This is a genomic window from Martinezella sp. CNPSo 3964 (assembly GCF_057784375.1).
On sequence record NZ_JBXSOW010000004.1, the window covers coordinates 350,445 to 371,449 of the forward strand.

Annotated in this window: 19 protein-coding genes; 9 read left to right on the top strand and 10 right to left on the bottom strand. The window is 57.7% G+C overall.

The features are described 5' to 3' along the window. Nucleotides 1–12 precede the first annotated feature (12 nt). The 4 genes from AC13Q5_RS15610 to AC13Q5_RS15625 all read left to right on the top strand — a co-directional run bounded on the left by AC13Q5_RS15610 (nt 13) and on the right by AC13Q5_RS15625 (nt 4,107). A complete protein-coding gene (locus AC13Q5_RS15610) occupies nt 13–1,290 on the top strand; it encodes an amino acid ABC transporter permease (RefSeq protein WP_488502276.1) in 1,278 nt (425 codons plus the stop codon). A gap of 1 nt (nt 1,291) precedes the next feature. Further along, nucleotides 1,292–2,728, top strand: a complete 1,437-nt coding sequence (locus tag AC13Q5_RS15615) for an amino acid ABC transporter permease (protein ID WP_488502277.1) — start codon at nt 1,292–1,294, stop codon at nt 2,726–2,728. A 14-nt stretch (nt 2,729–2,742) separates the two neighbouring features. Further along, complete coding sequence (locus AC13Q5_RS15620) at nt 2,743–3,510, top strand: amino acid ABC transporter ATP-binding protein (protein ID WP_488502278.1); 768 nt, start codon at nt 2,743–2,745, stop codon at nt 3,508–3,510. Between the two features lie 99 nt (nt 3,511–3,609). Continuing rightward, a complete protein-coding gene (locus AC13Q5_RS15625) occupies nt 3,610–4,107 on the top strand; it encodes a peroxiredoxin (RefSeq protein WP_488502279.1) in 498 nt (165 codons plus the stop codon). Nucleotides 4,108–4,682: 575 nt separating this feature from the next. Here the strand turns inward: AC13Q5_RS15625 and AC13Q5_RS15630 are convergent. The 3 genes from AC13Q5_RS15630 to AC13Q5_RS15640 all read right to left on the bottom strand — a co-directional run bounded on the left by AC13Q5_RS15630 (nt 4,683) and on the right by AC13Q5_RS15640 (nt 7,372). Beyond that, nucleotides 4,683–5,303 carry a periplasmic substrate-binding domain-containing protein gene (locus AC13Q5_RS15630; RefSeq protein WP_488502280.1) on the bottom strand — a complete coding sequence of 207 codons (621 nt, stop codon included), beginning with the start codon at nt 5,301–5,303 and terminating at the stop codon, nt 4,683–4,685. A 263-nt stretch (nt 5,304–5,566) separates the two neighbouring features. Further along, nucleotides 5,567–5,935: a YybH family protein gene (locus tag AC13Q5_RS15635; RefSeq protein ID WP_488502281.1), complete on the bottom strand. Its 369-nt coding sequence runs from the start codon at nt 5,933–5,935 to the stop codon at nt 5,567–5,569. A 192-nt stretch (nt 5,936–6,127) separates the two neighbouring features. Beyond that, on the bottom strand, nt 6,128–7,372 hold the full coding sequence (locus AC13Q5_RS15640) for a metal-dependent hydrolase family protein (RefSeq protein WP_488502282.1): 1,245 nt from the start codon (nt 7,370–7,372) through the stop codon (nt 6,128–6,130). Nucleotides 7,373–7,478: 106 nt separating this feature from the next. Here AC13Q5_RS15640 and AC13Q5_RS15645 point away from each other — a divergent pair, with 106 nt between their 5' ends. From AC13Q5_RS15645 to AC13Q5_RS15660, 4 genes are read left to right on the top strand one after another with little or no spacing between them, the layout of a single operon-like run. Further along, nucleotides 7,479–8,660 (top strand): ROK family protein, encoded by a 1,182-nt coding sequence (locus AC13Q5_RS15645; RefSeq protein WP_488502283.1) that lies wholly within the window; start codon nt 7,479–7,481, stop codon nt 8,658–8,660. Continuing rightward, nucleotides 8,660–9,646, top strand: coding sequence for an ABC transporter permease (locus AC13Q5_RS15650; protein WP_488502284.1), 987 nt, complete (start codon nt 8,660–8,662; stop codon nt 9,644–9,646). The genes AC13Q5_RS15645 and AC13Q5_RS15650 overlap by 1 nt, the downstream gene beginning before the upstream one ends. A gap of 21 nt (nt 9,647–9,667) precedes the next feature. Next, nucleotides 9,668–10,627 carry a sugar ABC transporter substrate-binding protein gene (locus AC13Q5_RS15655; RefSeq protein WP_488502285.1) on the top strand — a complete coding sequence of 320 codons (960 nt, stop codon included), beginning with the start codon at nt 9,668–9,670 and terminating at the stop codon, nt 10,625–10,627. A gap of 1 nt (nt 10,628) precedes the next feature. Next, complete coding sequence (locus AC13Q5_RS15660) at nt 10,629–12,152, top strand: sugar ABC transporter ATP-binding protein (RefSeq protein ID WP_488502286.1); 1,524 nt, start codon at nt 10,629–10,631, stop codon at nt 12,150–12,152. On the opposite strand, the gene AC13Q5_RS15665 is transcribed toward AC13Q5_RS15660, so the two are convergent. The 7 genes from AC13Q5_RS15665 to AC13Q5_RS15695 all read right to left on the bottom strand — a co-directional run bounded on the left by AC13Q5_RS15665 (nt 12,130) and on the right by AC13Q5_RS15695 (nt 19,332). Continuing rightward, nucleotides 12,130–13,266, bottom strand: coding sequence for a hypothetical protein (locus tag AC13Q5_RS15665; protein ID WP_488502287.1), 1,137 nt, complete (start codon nt 13,264–13,266; stop codon nt 12,130–12,132). The two genes, AC13Q5_RS15660 and AC13Q5_RS15665, sit on opposite strands and share 23 nt — an antisense overlap. A gap of 291 nt (nt 13,267–13,557) precedes the next feature. Next, nucleotides 13,558–14,217 carry an HD domain-containing protein gene (locus tag AC13Q5_RS15670; protein WP_488502288.1) on the bottom strand — a complete coding sequence of 220 codons (660 nt, stop codon included), beginning with the start codon at nt 14,215–14,217 and terminating at the stop codon, nt 13,558–13,560. Further along, nucleotides 14,214–15,521, bottom strand: a complete 1,308-nt coding sequence (locus AC13Q5_RS15675; RefSeq protein WP_488502289.1) for an MFS transporter — start codon at nt 15,519–15,521, stop codon at nt 14,214–14,216. The genes AC13Q5_RS15670 and AC13Q5_RS15675 overlap by 4 nt, the downstream gene beginning before the upstream one ends. Nucleotides 15,522–15,563: 42 nt before the next feature. Beyond that, the gene (locus AC13Q5_RS15680) at nt 15,564–16,331 is read right to left on the bottom strand and encodes an SDR family NAD(P)-dependent oxidoreductase (protein ID WP_488502290.1); all 768 of its coding nucleotides are present in this window, start codon (nt 16,329–16,331) and stop codon (nt 15,564–15,566) included. A gap of 30 nt (nt 16,332–16,361) precedes the next feature. Next, nucleotides 16,362–17,144 (bottom strand): carbohydrate ABC transporter permease, encoded by a 783-nt coding sequence (locus tag AC13Q5_RS15685; RefSeq protein ID WP_174173602.1) that lies wholly within the window; start codon nt 17,142–17,144, stop codon nt 16,362–16,364. Further along, nucleotides 17,141–18,034, bottom strand: coding sequence for a carbohydrate ABC transporter permease (locus AC13Q5_RS15690; RefSeq protein ID WP_349961819.1), 894 nt, complete (start codon nt 18,032–18,034; stop codon nt 17,141–17,143). Before AC13Q5_RS15690 ends, AC13Q5_RS15685 begins: the two co-directional genes overlap by 4 nt. After that, entirely contained in the window at nt 18,034–19,332 is a 1,299-nt protein-coding gene (locus AC13Q5_RS15695) for an ABC transporter substrate-binding protein (protein WP_488502291.1), read from the bottom strand. Before AC13Q5_RS15695 ends, AC13Q5_RS15690 begins: the two co-directional genes overlap by 1 nt. 94 nt (nt 19,333–19,426) lie before the next feature. Here AC13Q5_RS15695 and AC13Q5_RS15700 point away from each other — a divergent pair, with 94 nt between their 5' ends. Then, nucleotides 19,427–20,326, top strand: a complete 900-nt coding sequence (locus tag AC13Q5_RS15700; RefSeq protein WP_488502292.1) for a LysR family transcriptional regulator — start codon at nt 19,427–19,429, stop codon at nt 20,324–20,326. Nucleotides 20,327–21,005 lie beyond the last annotated feature (679 nt).

The following is a 21,005-nucleotide window of genomic DNA, read 5'->3' on the forward strand; positions in this document are numbered from 1 at the left end:
CTGGGGAAACTTATGGCAACGATTACCGATGCGCCGAGACACGGCTTTCGGCTTGAGCAGTTGTTTAACGACACCCGCTATCGCTCGACCACCATCCAGGTGATCGTGCTCATCGGGTTCCTGCTGTTTCTCGGCTGGTTGGCGAACAACACTATTGAAAACCTTGCGCAACGTGACAAAGATATCAGCTTTGGCTTCCTCTGGCAGCGTGCAGGTTACGACATCGAGCAACAGCTGATACCCTATAGCAATGACAGCACGCATGGACGGGCGTTGATTGTCGGTCTTCTGAACACCTTGGTCGTTGCATTTTTCGGCTCTCTGATGGCGACGATCCTCGGGACGCTTGTCGGCATACTAAGGCTTTCGAGCAACTGGCTCCTTTCACGTCTCAGCGCCCTATATATTGAGATCTTCCGCAACATTCCGCTGCTTCTGTGGATTCTTCTGGCCTTTGTCGTCCTTGGAGAAACCAGCCCTTCGCCCAAGGATTTTAAGGTTACCGACGCGATGCTGGCGGCAGGCCAAAAGCCGGCTGCATCCATGTGGTTTTGGGATTCCGTTGCTCTCACGAACCGCGGAACAAACATTCCAGCACCGGTGTTCGAACGATCACTAGGCGGCTTTGAAATATTTGGCGTACCCATCCATCTGTCGGTAATTGCGGCGTTCGCCGTTTTCGCTTTGTCGTTCTGGGCAAACAAGCGGATCCTCCGTCACGCGCGCACCCTACAGGAGACAGATGGGAATAGGCCGACTACCTGGTGGAAATCCCTGATTGTCCTTTTCATGCCAACAATCTTTTTTTTCGTTCTAATGGGCTTTCACCTGGATTATCCCGTTATGAAAGGCTTCAATTTCCAGGGCGGCCTAAAGTTGGGAAACAGTTTCACCGCTCTGGTCATTGCGCTAACGCTCTATTCGGCAACCTATATCGCGGAAATCGTCCGTGCCGGCATCGCCTCGATACCACGGGGCCAGTCCGAAGCATCCTATGCATTGGGATTTCATCCAGGCCGCACTTTGAGGCTCATCGTCTTGCCACAGGCGCTTCGAGTGATTGTGCCTCCGCTGATTAGCCAATATCTCAATATCACCAAGAATACCACGCTTGGGATGGCCATCTCCTATCTTGATCTCAAAGGCACGCTCGGAGGCATTACGCTCAATCAGACCGGCCGTGAGCTCGAATGCATGCTTCTGATGATGCTAATCTATCTGGTGATGAGCCTGATCATCTCCTCGTTTATGAATTTCTACAACAACACCGTGCAGCTGAAGGGACGCTGACATGACTGCCTTCGTCCGCACCGAAATGCTCAAGCCGATGCCTCCGCAAGCACGCGACCGAAGCGCGCTCTACTGGATGCGACAGAATCTCTTTTCTTCACCTTTGAATTCCGTTGCGAGCGTCATAACGCTAGTTTTGACGAGTTACATCCTGATCAACCTTGTGATCTGGCTTTCTCACGGCGTCTGGAATGCATCATCCCTTGCTGGGTGCCGTGAACAGATCAGAAGCACGTTTGGGTCAGACGCCTTTGGCCCATGCTGGGCTATGATTCGCGTTCGCTGGAACCAGTTCCTGTTCGGTCTCTATCCCGCCGACGCCTATTGGCGGCCAGCGGTTGCGCTAGCGCTGCTTATGATCTCATTGGCACCTATACTTTATTATGGCATGAGCCGGCAAGGGACCACGATCACCGGCGTGGCAGCAGTCTTTCTATTCCTCGCTCTTTGGGGTCTAGGAGCAGGGCCACAGCCAGTCTTGGTCACGGGAGTTGTTTTCCTTGTCCTTCTCGGAACGGCCGCTTTTAAGCCAACAAAGCTTCTCTGGCTTACACTGATTTATCCTCTTATTGGCTATTGGCTTCTTTGGGGTGGGTCGATCTGGAACCCCATCGATGTACTAATCGTCTTCGGCCTCTCTCTAGCTCTTTGGGTTGCCTTGCAATCGCGCCTGGGGAACACAATCGCTGCCGGTATCTCGTGCATAACTGCTATCATCTGGTGGGCCTGGCTACAACCGGCTGTTACCAACAAGCTTGCCGACCTGCTTCCACTGCAACTAACCTATATCCGCTCGGATGATTTCGGCGGCTTTCTACTCGCCTTTGTTATCGGCATAACTGCAATTGCAGCTTCCCTTCCCCTTGGGATTGTCCTTGCGCTCGCGAGACGGTCTGAGATGTTGCTTGTTCGTGCATTGTCTGTCGCATTCATCGAATTCATCCGCGGCGTACCACTGATTACGGTCTTGTTTTCGGCGAACTTCCTACTTCTTTACTTTCTGCCCCCGCGGACAAATTTCGATCTGATCCTCCGCGTCATCATCGTGGTCATTATCTTCTCGTCTGCCTATATTGCCGAGGTAATACGCGGTGGTCTTGCTGCCCTCCCGCGCGGACAATACGAGGCGGCCGATGCGCTCGGACTCAATTACTGGCAGGCACAGCGGCTGATCATCATGCCGCAGGCGCTCAAAATTTCTATTCCTGGCATAGTGTCATCCTTTATCGGCCTTTTCAAAGATACGACATTGGTCGCACTTGTCGGCCTGATGGATCCGCTTCAAGGCGTCACCAAGATCGTGCGCGCCGATCCCAGTTGGAAAGGCATCTATTGGGAGCCCTACATCTATGTGGGCGCTATCTTCTTCGTCGTTTGCTTCGGTATGTCGCGCTACTCGATGTATCTTGAGCGTAGGCTGAAGACCGATCATCGTTAAGAGGTATTACAATCATGGCTTCGGCACAGCAAATCGACATCCTGAGCGATATCGCCATAAAGATCGGCGACATGAACAAATGGTATGGTGCCTTTCATGTGTTGCGCGATATCAACCTTTCCGTGAAGCGCGGCGAACGCATTGTCATCTGCGGCCCCTCAGGATCTGGCAAATCAACGATGATCCGCTGCATCAATCGTCTGGAAGAACACCAATCGGGCCAGATCGTCGTCGACGGGATCGAGCTGACATCTGATCTCAAAAACATCGACAAGATCCGCTCCGAAGTGGGCATGGTCTTCCAGCATTTCAATCTCTTCCCCCATTTGACGATCCTTCAGAACTGCACGCTCGCTCCGATCTGGGTCAGGAAAGTCCCAAGGCAGCAGGCCGAGGAACTGGCAATGCATTTCCTTGAAAAGGTGAAAATTCCGGATCAGGCGCATAAATATCCCGGTCAGCTTTCAGGTGGCCAGCAGCAGCGTGTGGCAATCGCCAGATCGCTTTGCATGAAGCCTCGCATCATGCTATTCGACGAACCGACCTCAGCCCTCGATCCCGAGATGATCAAAGAAGTCCTGGATACGATGATCGCGCTTGCCGAAGAAGGCATGACCATGCTCTGCGTAACCCACGAAATGGGTTTTGCCCAAGCCGTGGCCAACCGGGTCATATTCATGGACCAGGGCCAGATTGTTGAGCAGAACGCTCCAAAAGAGTTCTTCTCAAATCCCCAGAACAGCCGGACAAGGCTTTTTCTATCGCAGATTCTCGGTCATTGAGCCCATATTGTTGGCAGCTAAACAACCAGTCGGCGAACTTCTGGCCGACACCGGACGCGGGCTCCAGCATAACCCAGCTAGTTTCAAGGGAGAACAAAAATGATTATCGAAGGAATGGCATTGCCTTCCGTTCTCCTGCCAACTACGAATGGTGAGCTCATCGATCTGTCGAAGTTGGAAGGAATTGGGGTTGTCTATGCATATCCCCGGACAAGTCCGCCCAACGTGCCACCTATTGAAGGGTGGGACCTAATCCCGGGTGCTAGAGGCTGTACCCCACAGGCCTGCGCGTTCAGAGACCATTATTTCGAACTCCGCCGAGCCGGCGCCGGCTTCGTATTCGGCCTCTCGACACAGACGACCATCTATCAGTCGGAGGTTGTTGAACGCCTGCAGCTACCATTCGCTCTCGTGTCGGATGCTGAACTTAAGCTTTCGTCCAAACTCGATCTCCCAACATTCACCGTGGGCGGTATGACGCTGCTGGAAAGGCTAACTTTAATTGTGCGCGATGGCCACATTGATCATGTGATCTATCCTATCCCGGCGCCAGACCGCAATGCGCAGGAGGTTCTCGCCCTTCTGAAGAGAGCTTAAGTGCACTATGGACCAACATTAATGGCGATCAGAGTTTCACCAAGTAGAGGTCTTGCCGCAGGTCGGTTTCACCCCAACCAATGTTCCACACGGGGAACGCGACGGCGAATAAGGGTCCATGTTACCTAAGTAATTACAGGTTGTGCCATCCGTTCTGACCGATCAGATCGTCGGCGATGAAACCTCAGCCCGCATTGGCCATGCTAGTAATAGTAGTTCCGCGCGCCACAACCCGGGTGCGTGGCCTCCGTAGAAGGCTTTATGGTCGACATTCTCGTCTCCAAGGGCTATCCCGACGGATCGCCCGAGCGATGGCAGGAGCCGAGTTGGCCGTCGTTAAAGCAACCCGTAGCTGCAAGACGCGCATCGTGCCCACCTTGATGTCTCTGCAGCTGAGTCGCATCTGTGTCTGCGTCATCTATCGAGATGACCGCACCGATGATTGACATCGAATGAACCGAAGCGACATCGAGGTGGTCTCGCACACATCGATTGATGAGCTCATGCTGCGGATTGCTGCGACAAAGAACGTATGGCCGCCAACATCGCACAGTGCTTCCCAAAGTCACTCGATATCAGTCGAGCCAAATGCGCTCCGCAACGCGATGGTCGCTCAGCATGAAGTTCGGGTTGGGAACAAAGCCCTTTACTTTCTTGCTCGCGGCATCTACCCAACTCGCGAAGACCGGAATGATCGTCGGACATTCGTCGTGGATGATCTGTTGAAGCGAGAAGTAGATCTCGCGCCGTTGAGAGGGATCGTCGAGGGACCGCACCTGCAACAGCAGGCTATCAAACTGCTCGTTTTTCCAATGGGTTTCATTCCAGGGTGCGTCCGATTGGTAGACTGAGGCCAGCATCATTCCTGCGGACGGACGTCCCGCCCAGAAGGAAGCAGCCCATGGCCGCTTCATCCAAACATTGTTCCAATACCCGTGATCGGGTTCCCTCTTGACGGTGATCGCAATCCCGCTGCCCTTTGCTTGTTCCGACATAAGCTCGGCAGCGTTGACTGCTTGTTCGAAAGGTGTCGAGGAGGCGCTTAGCTCGCTTAACCCTGCCTTCTTCAAATGGAACTTCGCCCTATCGGGATCGTATGCCCGCTGTGGGATGTTCGGGTTGAAGTCGGGGATCGGACTGCGGGATCGGTTGATCATTGCCGATCTTGCCATACCGAACATCAGGAGCTTGACCATCTATTCGCGATCAACCGCACTTTTGAGTGCTAGCACAGCATCGATATTTTCGAAGGGCGGCGTCCGTGCATCCATCGGGAATGTGAAGTGCTGCTTACCTTCTGTCACAACAAGCCAGACGTTTGGCAGCCGCTTCATCAGATTTGCAACCTTATAGTCGATCGCGCTAGCGATACTGAAGTCGTTGCCGAAAGCGACTATAGGGAACCGCGCATCGCGCTCTATTCGGCGGCAAAACGAACTAATCGGACAAGAATGAAGTCTCATCTTGGAAATCGGCTGAGATGCTCATGGAGGATTTTCCAGTCGCCGCTTTCGCGGCGCAGGATTGCGGTGCCACGGCCTTGTCCTTTAAAATACGTGCCGTCGATGTCTGCCTTCCAACAAAACCTATAGATACAGCTTGCGGTGATCTCATCGACAGTGACCCACCGCACATCTTCGAACCAGTAGCGTTCGTTTCGAAGTCTTTGCCATGTCTCTTCCAAGGCGGCCTTAATCTCGTCGATACCTCGATAAGTTCCATCGGTGAACCAGAAAATCGCATCCCTTGATATGAGGAGCGCAAGCCCTTCGAGATCGCGCGACTTCAGTTTTTCTTCATAGAGCCGGAGAAGATCAGCGGGGTTCATTGCTGCACCTCGATTGCCGGAATGCCCGCAGTATCAAAAACGCCTCGCATCGCAATCCGGCTTTCTCATACGCCGCAGATACGCTTTCTATGCCGGATCTTCCTCGGCAGACTTCGATGACAACGTCTATCTGCGGCGCTCCGTAGGTGGGCCTGCCGGGAAGTACCCGAAATTCTTCCGTATCGGCGCGACCTACACGTCCGGCAAAAAGACGAGCCCATCCTTCATGACGAAGGTGGGGTGCTTCACCATTGCAATATCATCAAGCGGGTTGCCCGGAAAAGCCACCAGATCCGCATGCATTCCTTTCTCGATCGAACCGGTTTCATCGGAGATGCCCAAAGCTTCCGCCGCAGTCATTGTGCCGGCGATCAAGGCATCGCGGATGGGCATTCCCAATTCTGTGGCAAGTATGAATTCCGTGCCGGCCTCTTTTAGCGGATGCGTTGGCGCGCCGATCAAATCTGTACCGAGCGCAAAGCGAATGCCTGCCGCCAATCCGAGTTGGAAATCCCGTGCCATGGCTTCCCAGTGCCGCTCGTAGACGTCTCTTTCCCATTGCGGATAGTGAAAGCGATCATAGGCGTTACGGTGATACTGCACCTGCGAGAGCGTGGTCACGACGATCTTACGCTCGGAGGCCAGCCGCGCCCGGGTTTCCTCCGATATGCCGTAACCATGTTCGATGATATCGACGCCTCCATCAAGCGCCAGTCGAACAGCGGCTTCGCCGATGGCATGCGCGCTGACCTTGAGGCCGTTGCGATGCGCCTCATCGACTGCGGCAAGAACCTCCTCAAGACTATAGGCTGCGATCTGCGCAAACGGATCGTCACCCCAAGCGTGGTAGCGGTCGTGGATACGGCCTTTCGAGAGGCCCAATTTGATAAAATCAGCACCTGTCCGAACACGCGCACGCACAGCCCGACGCAGCTCATCGGGGCCGTCAGCGAGCTCACCGCTTGCCTGTACAGTCGCAAGCGGCGTAGCGCTTGCGTCCCATGTCCCCGATGTCGAAGAAATAAAGCCGCCAGCGGCCTTAAGACGTGGCCCTACTGAAAGGCCTTCATCGATGGCGCGGCGAAGCTGTGGCCCGATGGAGGAGCCCAGGCAGCGTGCCGACGTAAATCCTGCGAGAAGCAAGTCCCGCAATTCCGAAAGCGCGCGCACGGCCCGGTAGCTTTCGTGCTCCGTCCCAAGCGTATGCAGGCGCAAGCTGTCGACACCGAAAGTGTGCATGTGGGCGTCAATCATGCCCGGCATGAGCGTTGCATCGCCAAGATCAATAATGCGCGCCCCTTCCGGGGCCTGCATTGCCGCAGCCTCGCCAAGTTGCACGATGCACCCCCGATCGATGAAGATTGCCGCGTCACGCACAGGATCCAGGCGAGGACCGGCGAGAATTGTCTTGGCGCGCAGATAGAGCATATCCGACATTTCCTCCTCCAATTTGTTCAAAATCAAACAAATTAAAATTGTTATATGTCCGGATTTGACATATCAATTTGTTCATGTCAAACGGTCAACAAGGAGAGAGGATGAAATGATCCCCGCACAAACGCGACTTCGTCGGAATATTATCGACTTGCTCGAGACCAACGGCCCGCAATCCCGAGCCGAACTGGCGCGCAAGCTCGGCGTTTCCCGATCGACCATGTCCACCGCCATTGGGGCGATGATGAACGATGGCCTTGTTCGGGAGTTTGATGATGAGGCTGAAGCCGCCAAGGTTGCTGGCCGGCCGGGCACACGGGTCGCCTTGGCAAAGCCTGAGGGCTACTATGTCGGGATCGACTTCGGCCGCATCTTCATCAAGGCGGCGGTGTCGGATGCGAACTATCGGATCATCGATCAGATGGCCGGCGATTTCGACATCGACATGCCGGCGGAAGCAGCGCTTGATTTTGCGTCTTCCCAGGTGGAGCAGATCATCTCCCGGTCAAACATCGACCGCACTAAAATCAAGGCTGTCGGCATCGGCGTGCCCGGTCCAGTCGATTCCTCCACCGGCAGGCTGCATGCGGGCTCCATCCTCGCACGCTGGGTCGGCACCGACGTTCCCGGCGGCCTCTCCAGACGGCTTGGCCTGCCCGTTTATATGGACAACGACGCCAATCTCGGCATGCTTGCCGAGAGCACTTACGGAATGGCCAAACAATCGAACGTCGCGCTCTATGTTCTCCTGTCCATCGGCGTCGGGCTTGGCATCGCGATCAACGGAAAGGTCTTCCGGGGCGCCAGCGGCATTGCTGGCGAGTTGGGCCATGTCGTCGTCGACGAGCACGGCGACGTGTGCCGTTGTGGCAGCCGTGGCTGCCTGGAAGCCAAGATCTCGGTTCATGCCCTGGCCAGGGCGCTCAGCGCCTCCCATGGCGACATTTCATCTGATGAGATGTTGCGGCGCGCGGTCGAAGGTGACGTCGGTGCAAGCCGGATCGTTGCCGATGCCGGCGCGCTGGTCGGACGATCCGTCGGCGCGCTCTGCAGCTATTTCAATCCTGAAATCGTCATCGTCGGCGGCGAATTGATGCGCGCCGGCGACACTTTGCTCAACCCGCTGAAAGACGCAATGCGGCGTTTTTCGATCGCCCGCGCGATCGAAAACGTCCGCGTCGTGCCGGCCGCACTCGGCGAGCAGGCGGAACTCATAGGCACATTGCTGTTTGCGGGCGAAAGAGCGCGCACAGCCGCGACCGCCGCAGAAATATTCGGAGAACAATCATAATGTCATCGGCGCAGGGCAACGCAATCCAGGAACAGAAGTTGAGCGCCAGCGCGCGCTGGGCTGCCCTTTCGAGCTACGCACTGCTGATCATTTTCGTATTGCTGCTGATCGGCTTCAGCCTCACCGTGCCGCACTTCGCAACCTGGGCCAATTTTTCCAATGTGCTCTCGCGTAATTCGATCATCGGGATCGTCGCCTGCGGTATGCTGTTGATGATCACTACCGGCGGGTTCGATCTCTCCGTCGGAGCGGTCGGAGCGATGTCTTCCGTCGTGGCGGCCGCGGTCATCGTCCAGTATTCGATGCCGCTCGGAATCGTCGTTGCACTCGTGCTCGGCCTGATTGTCGGCCTTGCCAACGGCTTCTTCATCGCCAAGATCGGCATCAACCCCTTCGTCACGACGCTTGCGACCCAAGTTCTCGTGACCGGATTTCTTTTCGTCGGCACATCCGCCCAGCCGGTCTACGGCGTGCCGGAATCCTTCACCGTCCTCGGGCTCGGCCGTATCGGGCCAATCCCGATCCCGACGATCATCTTTGCGGCCGTCGCTCTGGTCACCTGGGCAATCCTGCGATTTTCGACACTCGGCCACTACATCTATATCGTCGGCGGCAACAAAACCGCCGCGCGCCTGGCCGGCATCAATGTCGATCGCGTACTGCTCACCACCTATGCGCTGGGCGGCTTTTTCGCCGCCGTCGCCGGCATCGTTCTCCTCGGACAGACCAACATCGGCCAGCCTGCGAGCGCCGCCGATTGGCCGCTGACGGCCATTGCAGCCGTCGTCGTCGGCGGCGTGCCGCTGTCGGGTGGTGTCGGCCAGGTATGGAGTGCGGTGCTCGGAACGCTGCTGCTCGGGATCATCGCCAATGCGCTCAATCTGCTCGGCGTGTCGCCATTCTGGCAGCCGGCCGTTACCGGCGCCGTAATCCTCGTGGCCGTCGGCCTCGATGCCTATCAACGCAAGCGGCGCGAAACGCGCTGAAAACCAAGGAGGAGGAAACCCATGACTGAAGTCACTCGCAGAACCGTGTTGATCGGTGCATCCGGTCTCGCATTGCTCGCAAGCACCGGCCTCACCCGTGCCCAGGAAGGCAAGCGGATCGGGTTCATGATCTGGAACACGTCCGTTCCGTTCTATTCCAACCTGATCAAGATGGTGAACGAGACCGCCAAGAAGCACGGCATCGCGCTCGACATCCAGAGCGGCAATGGCGATCTGTCTGCGCAAATATCCATCGTTCAGCAGTTCGTCGCCCAGCAGGTGGACATGATCATGATCGCGCCCAGCGATCCCAAGGGTATCGTGCCCGTCATCCGCCAGGCCAATGCTGCCAATATTCCGGTCATGGCGGTCAATACGAAAGCTGACGTCTCTTCCGGCGCCAAGGTCCTTACTTATGTCGGCGTTGATGATTTTGTCTTTGGCCAGCGCCAGGGTGACCTGATCGTCAAGGCAGTCGGGGAAAAGGCCAAGATCGCCTATATCCTCGGCAAGCTCGGCACCTCCGCCCAGCTCGACCGCGAAGCAGGGCTCATGGATACGCTGAAGAAATATCCAGGCATCGAGATCGTCGAAAAGCAGGCGGCCGATTGGGACAACTCCAAGGCGCTCGCCATCACGCAGGACTATTTGAGCAAATATCCCCAGGGTGCGATCGCCGCCATCGTCGACCAGGGTCCGGAAGGGGTCAACGGCGCGAATTTCGCGACGGAAAGCAGTCGAACCGACGTCAAGTTCATTATGGGTGATTACCCGGCCGATGTCCGCAATGCGATCATCAAGGGAACGGTCTACGGCACGGTCAATCAGGATCCCGCACCGCAGGGCACGACGGCAATCGAGGACGCCGTCCTGTTTTTTTCGGGCAAGGCCGGCGAGATTCCAGCGCCGAACCACTATCTCGATCTTCCTATGATCACCAAGGACAACGTCGAGCAATTCAAGGCGGCTTGGGGCGGCTGATATGGCAAGCGAGGTGTCGATGCTTCTGGAAATGCGGAACATCCGCAAGAGTTTTTCGGGCGTTCAGGTTCTGCGCGGCGTCGACTTCTTGCTCAAACCGGGCGAGATCCATGCTCTTGTCGGCCACAACGGCGCCGGCAAGAGCACACTCATGAAGGTACTCGGCGGCAACTATTCCGACTATGACGGTGAGGTGCTGATCGCCGGCGAAGCGGCAAGCCTGCATACGCCCCGCGACGCCCTCGCAAAGGGCGTTGCCATCATCTATCAGGATTTCTCGCTCGTGCCGGAACTGTCCGTAGCGGACAATATCGCGCTGGGGCGAGAACCGCGCGGCGGCATTGGCGGCACGATTGCCCATCGCCGACTTCGCGAGCGATCGGCAAAGGAAGCCGAGAGGCTTGGCATCAGCCTGCCGATGAAAGCTGCCGTCCGCACGCTGGGCGTCGGGGCGCAACAACTGACCGAAATCGTACGCGCTTGCTCACAGGAGCTTCGCATCCTGGTCATGGACGAACCAACCGCTCGGCTTGCGCCAACGGAACGCGAACTCCTCTTTTCCACCATGCGCCGCATGGCCGAAGAACGGCAGGTCGGCATCGTTTACATCAGCCACTTCCTTGAGGAAGTCTGCCGTCTTTCCGACCGGATCACCTTGATGCGCGACGGCCAGGTCGTCGAGACCGGCGCGAGCAAGGACTATACGGTGGATTCGCTGGCACAACTTTTGGTCGGTCACGATGTCCCGCAACATGTGCCTGTCGCTGCCTCCGCCACAACAGCAATCACCGTCAAAGACCAGGCGCTTGCGGCCTCCACCCTCGTCGTGCATGGTCGACCATCTATCGATCTTTCAGTCCATAAAGGTGAAATCGTCGGATTGGCGGGCCTCGTGGGTTCGGGACGCACACGCTTGGCACGCGCATTGATCGGCGACGTGCGCAGCAGCGGCACCATTCATATCGGCGGCAGGAGGATGACGCGCTTGACGCCCGAACGCGCCACGCGCGCCGGACTGGCATTGGTTCCGGAAGATCGAAAGGTCTCCGGACTCGCTTTGGGAGCATCGGTGGAAGCCAATATCGTCGTCAGCGCACTTGGCAAGCTCATGTCAGCCGCAGGCTTTGTTCGTGTTGGCAGCCGTCCGCGCCTTGCCATCGAAATGATCAGGCGCTTTGTCATACGCCCCCCAGATCGGAAGAAAATCGTCGGCAACCTCAGCGGCGGAAACGCACAGAAAGTCCTGCTCGCCCGAGCGGTCGCTTCAAAGCCGGTTGCCATGATTCTCGACCAGCCGACTGCCGGGGTCGACATCGGAGCCAAGTCCGAACTGCACAATCAGATACGCGCCGTAGCCCGCGAGGGCGCCGGCATCCTCGTCATTTCGGACGATCTGGACGAGTTGCTCGACCTCAGCGACCGGATTGTCGTTATGAACTCCGGTGCCCTGACGGGCAGTTACCGCAAGGCCGATCTGACACGCGCGCAATTGCTCGCTGCGATCAGCCGTTCCGGAAATTCCTGAGCGAAGCGATCATCGTCCTGCCGGTATCGGTCTTACGCCGATGGAGCAGGTCGGTGAATGTGAAGACGCAAACGCCCTCGACCGGCGTCGTTTCCAGGGCCGTCAATGCCGCGGAAAATTCGCCCGCGTCGATGTTCGTTCTCCTGCCGCGGCCGGCATGCATGCCGTCGAGATAAAGGGCATCCGCCTGGAGTGTGCAGATGGCCTTTTGACCGCTGCGCCTGATAATGTCGGATGAAACCGCCGCAGGCCATGTTGCCGGCTTTGCCAGAATCTGGTGGTAGGCCATGACTTCGAAAATATCGACGACTTCGGCGAGCATAGCGACGTTCTGACCGAAGACTTCCTCGACCGCATTGCCGAAATCCTCCCGGAAGAAAGGAAGCGTGTTGATCGAATATTGGAGCCCCGACTTCAGCGGCGCCAGTTTGTCCCGGATCGTACCAATGGCTTCGACCGTCCGGCGGCATTTCCAGTTCGTCCATTGATCGCGATGGTGCGACAGGATTATTTCGGCGCTCGTCACGGGGTCCGCAGACGTGAGATCCACGCCGGTCTCGGCCTTGAAGCGATCGACCGTCTCCGCCGAGAAGCAGTATTCCGGCTTGCTGGCGCGTTCGTCGCCATCGAGCCAGGTTTCCCAAAAACCCGGCCAGCGGATGAAACCTAGATGGATCGCGTCCGGCTGCAGGATCTCTACGGCCTTGCTCAGGAGGCCAATCTTGTGATCGAGATTGTCTTGTCTGTCAGGTGGGATGCCGATGTACCAATCCTGCTGCCGGCCCGGCCTGCCCCACTGGTCGGTTGCGACGACATGGGGATGAGTGGTGGAATAGCCGGGATCGAAGCAGATGTTGAGCACCGCGAAATAGGCAATGCCCCTGTCTGCCAGCAGCCGGCGAAATTTAAGATCGTCCAGTGCTTTGTAGGCTTTGCGATCGTCTTCGGTGACCATGCTGGTCACTGCCGAATTTGGCATCGGCAGAAGCTTGCTCTGGGCGATCACATAGGTAATGCCCCACGCGGCAAGCAGGTCGGCAGTCTCTTCGGCGCTGAGGCCATGGCGCAAGAACCAGTCATTGTCATAAATCTTCACGCCGCGACTCAGGTTCAAAACATATCTCCACTTCTACCGTTGATTGACTTATCAGCCTTTTGGCCAAGCCGTTTCAAGCGCCAAGTGCTGGAGTGTATCCCAATTGATGACCTTTAGGGTCAGGTGTGCTGCAACCAGCCAGCTACGCTCCTCAAGGGACTCGAATTGGCGACGTGGTCTTTGATCACGTGTGGCCGTTTACTCGAAGAGACCGTACCCCAGTTCGAGCAGTAGCGCGGGAGGTTGGACAGGTCAAAAATGGACTATGAGGGTCGGGACAGATTCGCGGCCCTGGTGATCTGCTTGTCATCACTTTCCGCCCACACGGCTGCGGAGGTTGCTGGCAAGGCCTCCCATCGTCTCTTGCCTGACGAGACCAAGTGCGGCGGCTACGTGCCACCAGCCATGATCTGCTTGCCGGACGATCGTGCATTCGGCGCTCACCCCCATATGATTACCCTCAAATGAATGGCCGACGGCGATATGGGCGACCTCTTCGGGAAGACCCGTCACAAGACAGACGTACATTCCGAAGACGGAGTGTCGAAACGTCGGCTGCCCCGCATCCGCCGGAAGGGTGGCCCAACGCTTTCTATTGGACGAATCGAATTCGTAAGGCTTGCCGACATCGTGGCACGCCGCGCCGGCAAGCAATATGGTCCAGTCAATGACGACCTCGGGATAGGCCTCCTCGAACTCGCGCGCGATGACGCTCGCGTAGCGGAATACGCCGCGGACGTGATCGGCCTGCGTGCCCTGTGTCAGGACCGGCGCCCCCGGATTGCCGTCGGGCGGGATATCCTTGATGCGCCTGAAATCCGAACAGCAGAGCGAGTAGCTCCATGCCTCGACCACCTTCGCACGGATTTCGGCATCGCCGATCTCGGCGATTTCGGGGAAGTCTTCGATTACGCTTGCTCTCGTCGCCTCGGTAATGGGTCGCCGTAATGTCGGATAATGGTAGGTCATGCTGTGGCCGTTTCGCTTGCTTGCGGCGCAACCGGCGCCGGTAGGGGAAATTCCGGCAGAATAGGCTTCCTGGTCATGGTGAGCGTCGCCGCGGCACCAACGAGAAGCAACACCGCCGCGATACCGAACGCCCAGTCATAGCCGCCCGTTGCGGCAACCACATAGCCGGTGATGATGGGCGCGATCAGTCCGAAAAGATTGCCGCCGAGTGCCGTGATGGCAATGACCCGTGAGACATCGCGGGGATCGCTCAAGAGATCGCTGGCAAGCGTGAAATTCAGCCCTGCACCCGTGGTCGAACCGGTCAGCACAAGCGTCAGGACGACAAGCAGTTCGGTAAGATTTCCAACCGAAGGCGCCAGGACGATCAGAAGGGATAGGACCGCCATGACGGCGATGAAATTTCGCCGCTTGCCGTTGCGGACAGCTTCGGATGACAGAAGCCGATCGCTCGCGCGAGCAATGATGAGGCTGAGGACGAGCGTAATCAAATAGGGGATGGCGGTAAGGTATCCTGTGCTCATGGTCGACAGCTCGCGGGTCGACTGCAGGAAGGTAGGCAGCCATGTCAGAAACAAATAGGCGGTATAGACCAGGCAGGCCTGCGTGATGACGAGCCCCCAGATGCTGCGCTGGGCGAAGAGGTGCCGGATCGTTGACGGCGACGCGGATGCGCTGGATCTCACGTCTCCGTTGCGTTCGCCCAAGATGGTGTCGCGCTCGACATCTGACAGCCACCGCGCGTCCTCGGGCGCCTTGTACCAATACAGCCAGACGCCGAGCCAGACGAACCCAAGGATGCCGAGCAGCACGAAACAGGCCCGCCAGCCGACGAATTCGACCAGACCTGCGGTGATGATCGCTCCGAGCGCAGGCCCGGCCGTGGAGCCGCCGTTGAACAGCGTGGTTACCACGCCGCGTTCGCGTTCGGGAAACCAGTCGCGGATCACACGTCCCGATGCCGGATAGGAGGTGGCCTCGCTCGCCCCCATGACCAGGCGCGCCACCAGGATCGAGGTGAATCCGCTGGCGACGGAGGTCAAGGCGGTCGCGGCCGACCATATTGCGATGCCGCCGCCTATCATCTTCTTGACACCAATCTTCTCCAGAGCCAGGCCCAGCGGGATAAGGCAGATCACATAGGTCCAGAGGAAGCCGGAAAAGAGATAGCCCATCTGCACGGGCGAGAAGCCATATTCGGCCGCTATCGGCTTCGAGGCAATCGAAAGCGCGATACGGTCGATGTAGTTGATGATGACGGCCGAAAAAATCAAAGCAGCGATCCAGATCCGTTTATGATGCATGTCTTCCCCTTCCCTGCTCCCACACACGAAACTCGTCTTTGTTCACGACGCCAGCCCGCCATCAACCGCATGGATATGGCCCGTAACGAAGCTGCTCATCCCTGAGGCCAGATAGAGCGCCACATTGGCGACCTCGACCGGATCGGCGTGACGCCCCAGGGGAATCTCCCGGTCGATCTGCTGGGTGACATTCACGCCATTGAGTGCCCCGATACGATCTTCGATGTTCTGCTGGAAACCATTGGCGATCGGTCCGGGATTGAGCGAGTTGACCCGGATGCCCCGCGGGGCAAGAGCACGCGCAGCGGCCCGCACGACCCCAGTTTGCGCATGCTTGGCCGTGACATAGGCGATGTTCTGGCCTGCCCCCTCCCCGCCTCTCGTGCCGGCCATGCTTGAGGTTATGACAATGCTGCCACCATCGCGCATCCTGCGGGGACCATACTTGCATGCGAGGAAAGCGCCTTTCACGTGGATGTGGTAAGTGCGATCGAACGCTTCTTCGTCGTAATCTTCGAGCTCACCGATTGCTCCCTGGTTGCCGGCATTGCTGAAGAGGACGTCGATTGCTCCCCATTTGGCGGCTGCAGCATCGACATAGGCCCGCACCGTTTCCGCGTCCGAGACGTCGCCGGCGAAGATCTCGACGTCGGGTGATCCCAGCTGCGAGCGCGCGGCCCGCAGCGCATCGGTGTCGAGATCAACGAGAAGGATTTTGGCGCCGTGCTGCAGAAACAGGCGCGCCGATGCCAGGCCGACGCTACCGCTGCCGCCTGTGATGATGCAGGCCTTATTATCAAGTAGCTTCATGGACTCGTCTCCCATCTGGTCAATCCTCATCTACTTCACGCTGCCGGCGACAAAGCCACGGCCGAGTTGCTTGCGGATCAGCGCCAGTGCCACGATCGGCACGATGAAATAGATCGTCGACCCGGCAAAGATCTGACCGTAGAGCGGGCCTTGAGGCGGCACGTAGCGCATCAGGAGCGGCAGAAAGGTCAGCGCATTGCGATCTGTCAGCACCAAAGCGAACAGGAACTCGTTCCAGCAAAAGCAGAAGATCAGGACGGCGGTGGTCAGGATCGGCCCCGCGGCAATCGGCAGGATGATCCGCCAGAGGATCGTCCAGGAATTTGCGCCGTCCAGCCGCGCCGCTTCGTCGATCGTCTCGGGGATCGCCGCAAAGAAACCCTGGATCATCCAAATGGCAAAAGGCAGCGAAAAGGTCAGATAGGTTGTGGTCAGACCGACGAGCGAGTCCAGAAACCCCGTACTGCGGAAGAACAGGTAGAACGGAATGACCAGCACGATGCTCGGGATCATGCGCATTGCAAGAATGGCAAGCGCCAGGCGGTCGAACCGGCTTCCCAGACGGGTCATGCCGAAGGCTGCCATCGACCCGAGCACGATCGAAACCAGCGTGCTTGCGGTCGCCGTCAGAAAAGAATGCCAAAGTGCGGCCCAGAACTGCTCCTGGGACAGGACGTCGCGATAGTTTTCCAGGCCGAGCCCCGGGCCGGCATCCGTCTGCACGGAGAAGGAGACAAACAGCGCCCAGAGCGGGGGAAGGATTGTAAGGGCGCAGGCGACCAAGGCGAGAGCATAGAGAAACTTGGTCTTCATGCCCGAGCTTCCTTGGTGCCAGTGCGATTGAGCGCTGCCATCAAGACAAGCACGAGCGCCATGATGACGACGAAGACGATGAGAGCAAGTGCCGCGCCCGAACCCATTTGAAAGCCCTGGAAGCTGGTGCTGTAGGCGTAGTAGTTCAGGATCTCGGTACTCGTGCCGGGGCCGCCCTGCGTGATGACGATGATCAGATCTATGTTCTTCAGCGAGTCGATCAGGCGAAGCAGCAGCGCGACCATCAGGATCGGCTTCAGCAGCGGCAGTTCGACAAGACGAAGGATCTGCCAGCGGCTCGCCCCGTCGATGACCGCTGCCTCTATCACCTCTTCCGGCAGCGTCAGCAGGCCGGCAAGCAGGACTGCGAACATGAAAGGCGTCCACTGCCAGGCATCGGCGACGATCAGGCTGTAAATGGCAATGCTCGGGTTGTTGACCCAGGCAACCGGAGAGATGCCGAGCCACGAAAGAACGATGTTGAACATTCCGAACTGCGGACTGTACATGCTCTTGAAATAGAAGGCCCAGATCAGCGGCGCTATCATGATCGGGATGCAGAGCACGACGCGGAAAACCGCAAAACCCGACCAGTTCTTCTGCAGGCCATGCCTGACGAGCAATGCAAGCGCCAGTCCCAGCACAAGTTCCAGAAGGACGGAGAGACCGGTATAGACGACAGTGACACCGACAACGCGCAAGGTGTCGGCGGAGGTCAGAATATCGATGAAGTTCTGAAGTCCATTCCAGCGCTTGACGCCGGAAATCAGGTTCCAGCGATAGAGGCTGATCGACACGGCCTGCACCAGCGGCCAGCCGATGATGCCAAGCAGGCACAAAAGGCTGGGCGCGATGAAAGCGTAGGCGACGCGTCGTGACGTCATCTGCATCAATAATAACCCGCATCGCGCATGATCTGGTCGACGGATTTCTGCGCGGTCTCCAATGCCTCTTTCGGCGATATTTCTCCTGCAAAAGCGCGGCTAAGCTGGATGCCGACCTCGCCGTCGACCTGGCTCCATTCCGGAATCTGCGGTCGCACCTTCGCCAGCTTGAGGCTCTCCGCAACCGCCGAAAACCAAGGCTTGGCGGTCGCATTCGCGGCCCAGGCGGAATTGCGGCACGGCTGACCGCCATGCTGGACGATCATGTTCGACTGGACGTCGCGGCTGTTGAACCAGGCGACATATTGGGCAGCCGGCTTCGGATCCTGGCAGTATTTCGATACGGTAAGGCCAAGACCACCCATGACCGGCGCACTGCAGACCTTGCCCTTCGGCGGCACCGCACTCTGCAGCTGCGGCTTCGTCTTAGCATCCGCGGTGACTTGCGCATCTGGAATCCACGCGACCGGATCGAGCGTGCCAAGACCGCTTGCCATTGCCTTGACTTCGTCACCTTCCGTGTAGGCAGCACCTCCCGGCGGCATGGTCTTGACGAGTTCCAACAGGAAAGCCAGGGAGTCGACGCCGTTCTGATCGGCGAAGATCGGCTTCATCTTGTCGTCGAACAGGACGCCGCCATTCGCCCAGTAGATCGGCAACCAGACACCGAAGGCCTTGGCGAGACGCTCGGTCCCGGCAATGAAGCCGAAGCGGGAAGTCTTCGGATCCACGACCTTCTGCGATGCCTTGAGAAGGTCGTCCCAGGTCTGCGGCAGGTCGAGGCCGACGGCGTCGAGATTCGCCTTGTTGTAGATCAGGCGCTGGCAGTTGCCGATCGTCGCCATGCCATAGGTCTTGCCATCGGCGCCGTACATGTCCCTGAACGTCTGCGGGATATCAGAGAAGAAGTCCTTCAGCTCGTCGGCTGGGATCAGATCATCCAGCGCCAGAAGATGGCCGGCCTTCGCATAGCCCTTGAGGTAAATCGAATCCACCTGGACGACGTCGTAGGACGAGCTGCCTGCGGCAAAGGCGGCGACCTGTTTCTGGATCGCCTCGTTGTAGCCCATGGTGATGTTGTTGATCTTGATCCCGGTCGCCTTGGTGAATTCCGGCGATAGATCGACGAATGGCTGACCGAACATGCCTTCGCCGAGCGAAAGCACATTGATCGTCGTGGTCGCGGAAATGGCCGGAGTGGGAAAAAGCTCGCCGGCGACGGCGGCACCAGAGAGCACAGCAGCGCTCTTCAGAAGCGTTCGCCGCGATAGCGAAGGCCCATTACCTTGCGTGATTGTCTTCATGTGATCCTCCCTATTGCTCCCGGAGAGGAAATAGCCACATATATGTTTGACATGTCCAATTGGAAAAACTGGCCTTAATGCATAGGTGAATGCTATGAATAACTTCTCCATTGGCCAACTCGAAGCATTCCGTTGGACGGCCGAGCTCGGCAGCGTTCAAAAGGCTGCGGACCGGTTGAACGTGACGCAACCCTCCTTGTCCCTTCGTCTGAAACAACTGGAAGCGGAAGTTCCGGCTCCGCTGTTCGAGAAATACGGCCGCAGGCTACGCCTCACGCGCCAAGGACACGCATTCCTGTCGCGCACCAGGATCGTGCTCGACGCCTATGAGGATCTGAAGAGGGCATCCCGGGTGCCGGAAATCTCGGGCACGCTTCGGATTGGCATGGCCGAGGGATTTGCTGTTGCCTGCATGGCAACGCTCATTGCTACCCTCCAGAGGGACTTCCCACTGCTAAGACCCGAATGGACGATTGCGACAAGCGCCGGCCTCGAACAGCAGCTGGCTGACGGCGAGATTGATCTTGCTATCCTCGTCGACCCGATCGGGCTGCGCGAAGTGCGCCTGTTCGCACTCGGCCGCCAGGCTAACAGTTGGGTTGCGTCGGCTGCAGCCTTTCCGGAGATCGGCGCCTACCCTCGCGAGCTTGCAAAACTGCCCGTCATTACGACACCACCGCCAACGGCAATGTATCGAGGAACGCTAGGCTGGTTCTCCGAAGAAAAGGTCATGCCCGAGAATGTCTGCCTTTGCTCGAGCTTAAATGCTGCCCTTCAACTCGTCGCGGCCGGCCTTGGTATCGGCATCTTTCCAACCAAGGTGATCGATGCCTATCCTCTGCCGGGTGCCCTCCGCAAACTGGAAGCCGATCCCGACCTAAGGGACGGACGCGTGTTCGTCGCCGACAGGGTTACCTCGGATCAAATGCAGACAAACGCCTTGATCACGGTGATCGAGGATACTGCAAGGTCATTGAAATACTTCGAAGAATGACGATCTTGCGGTTTTCTATCCGAGCGCAGACGATCAGGTTGCGAAGACAATTCTCCCAAAGTCAGCTTCCAGTCGATGATGCACCTCGACCACATTCCATTCGGTAAAACTAACGGTGCGTTTCCCCTCGCTCACATGTTTAAATTCGGCGAGTTCGAAGTCTGGAATTTTGTTCTACGCGAGAATTTCCGAAATTCTCACAAATCGGACAGAAGTGGCACCCCCGGGAGGCACCTCGGTCAACCCCCTGGGGTGCACCCAATGCCCGGCCCCGCCAATGAACGGCATTCATTGAAAAATCCTATGCGTTTTTGTGTGATAATTCCAATTAGACATATGGGCTGATGCCCTAAATATGCGTCTTCAGGCACCATGGCGGGAGGAACCCATGATGACGCATAACCGTATCGGATTTCTGACTTTTCCGAGATCATCGGCTGCTGTGCCGGCCGAAGACTGCTTTCCAATGGCCCGTGCTCCATTGCGCATAAGTTCGGCATCCTCTCCATTGAGACGGGCTACTGACTTTCCAGCTTTTCCTGGATCTACATCGTTTCTGTCATTCATATGGGCTCTCGGCCGGACATACGGATCTAGGGCACCTTTACGAGCTCATTGTCGGCGCGCTCCGCGGGGAGCCGACGCCATCGCAGTCCAGGCTTCCCCTCGTCTCGCCTGA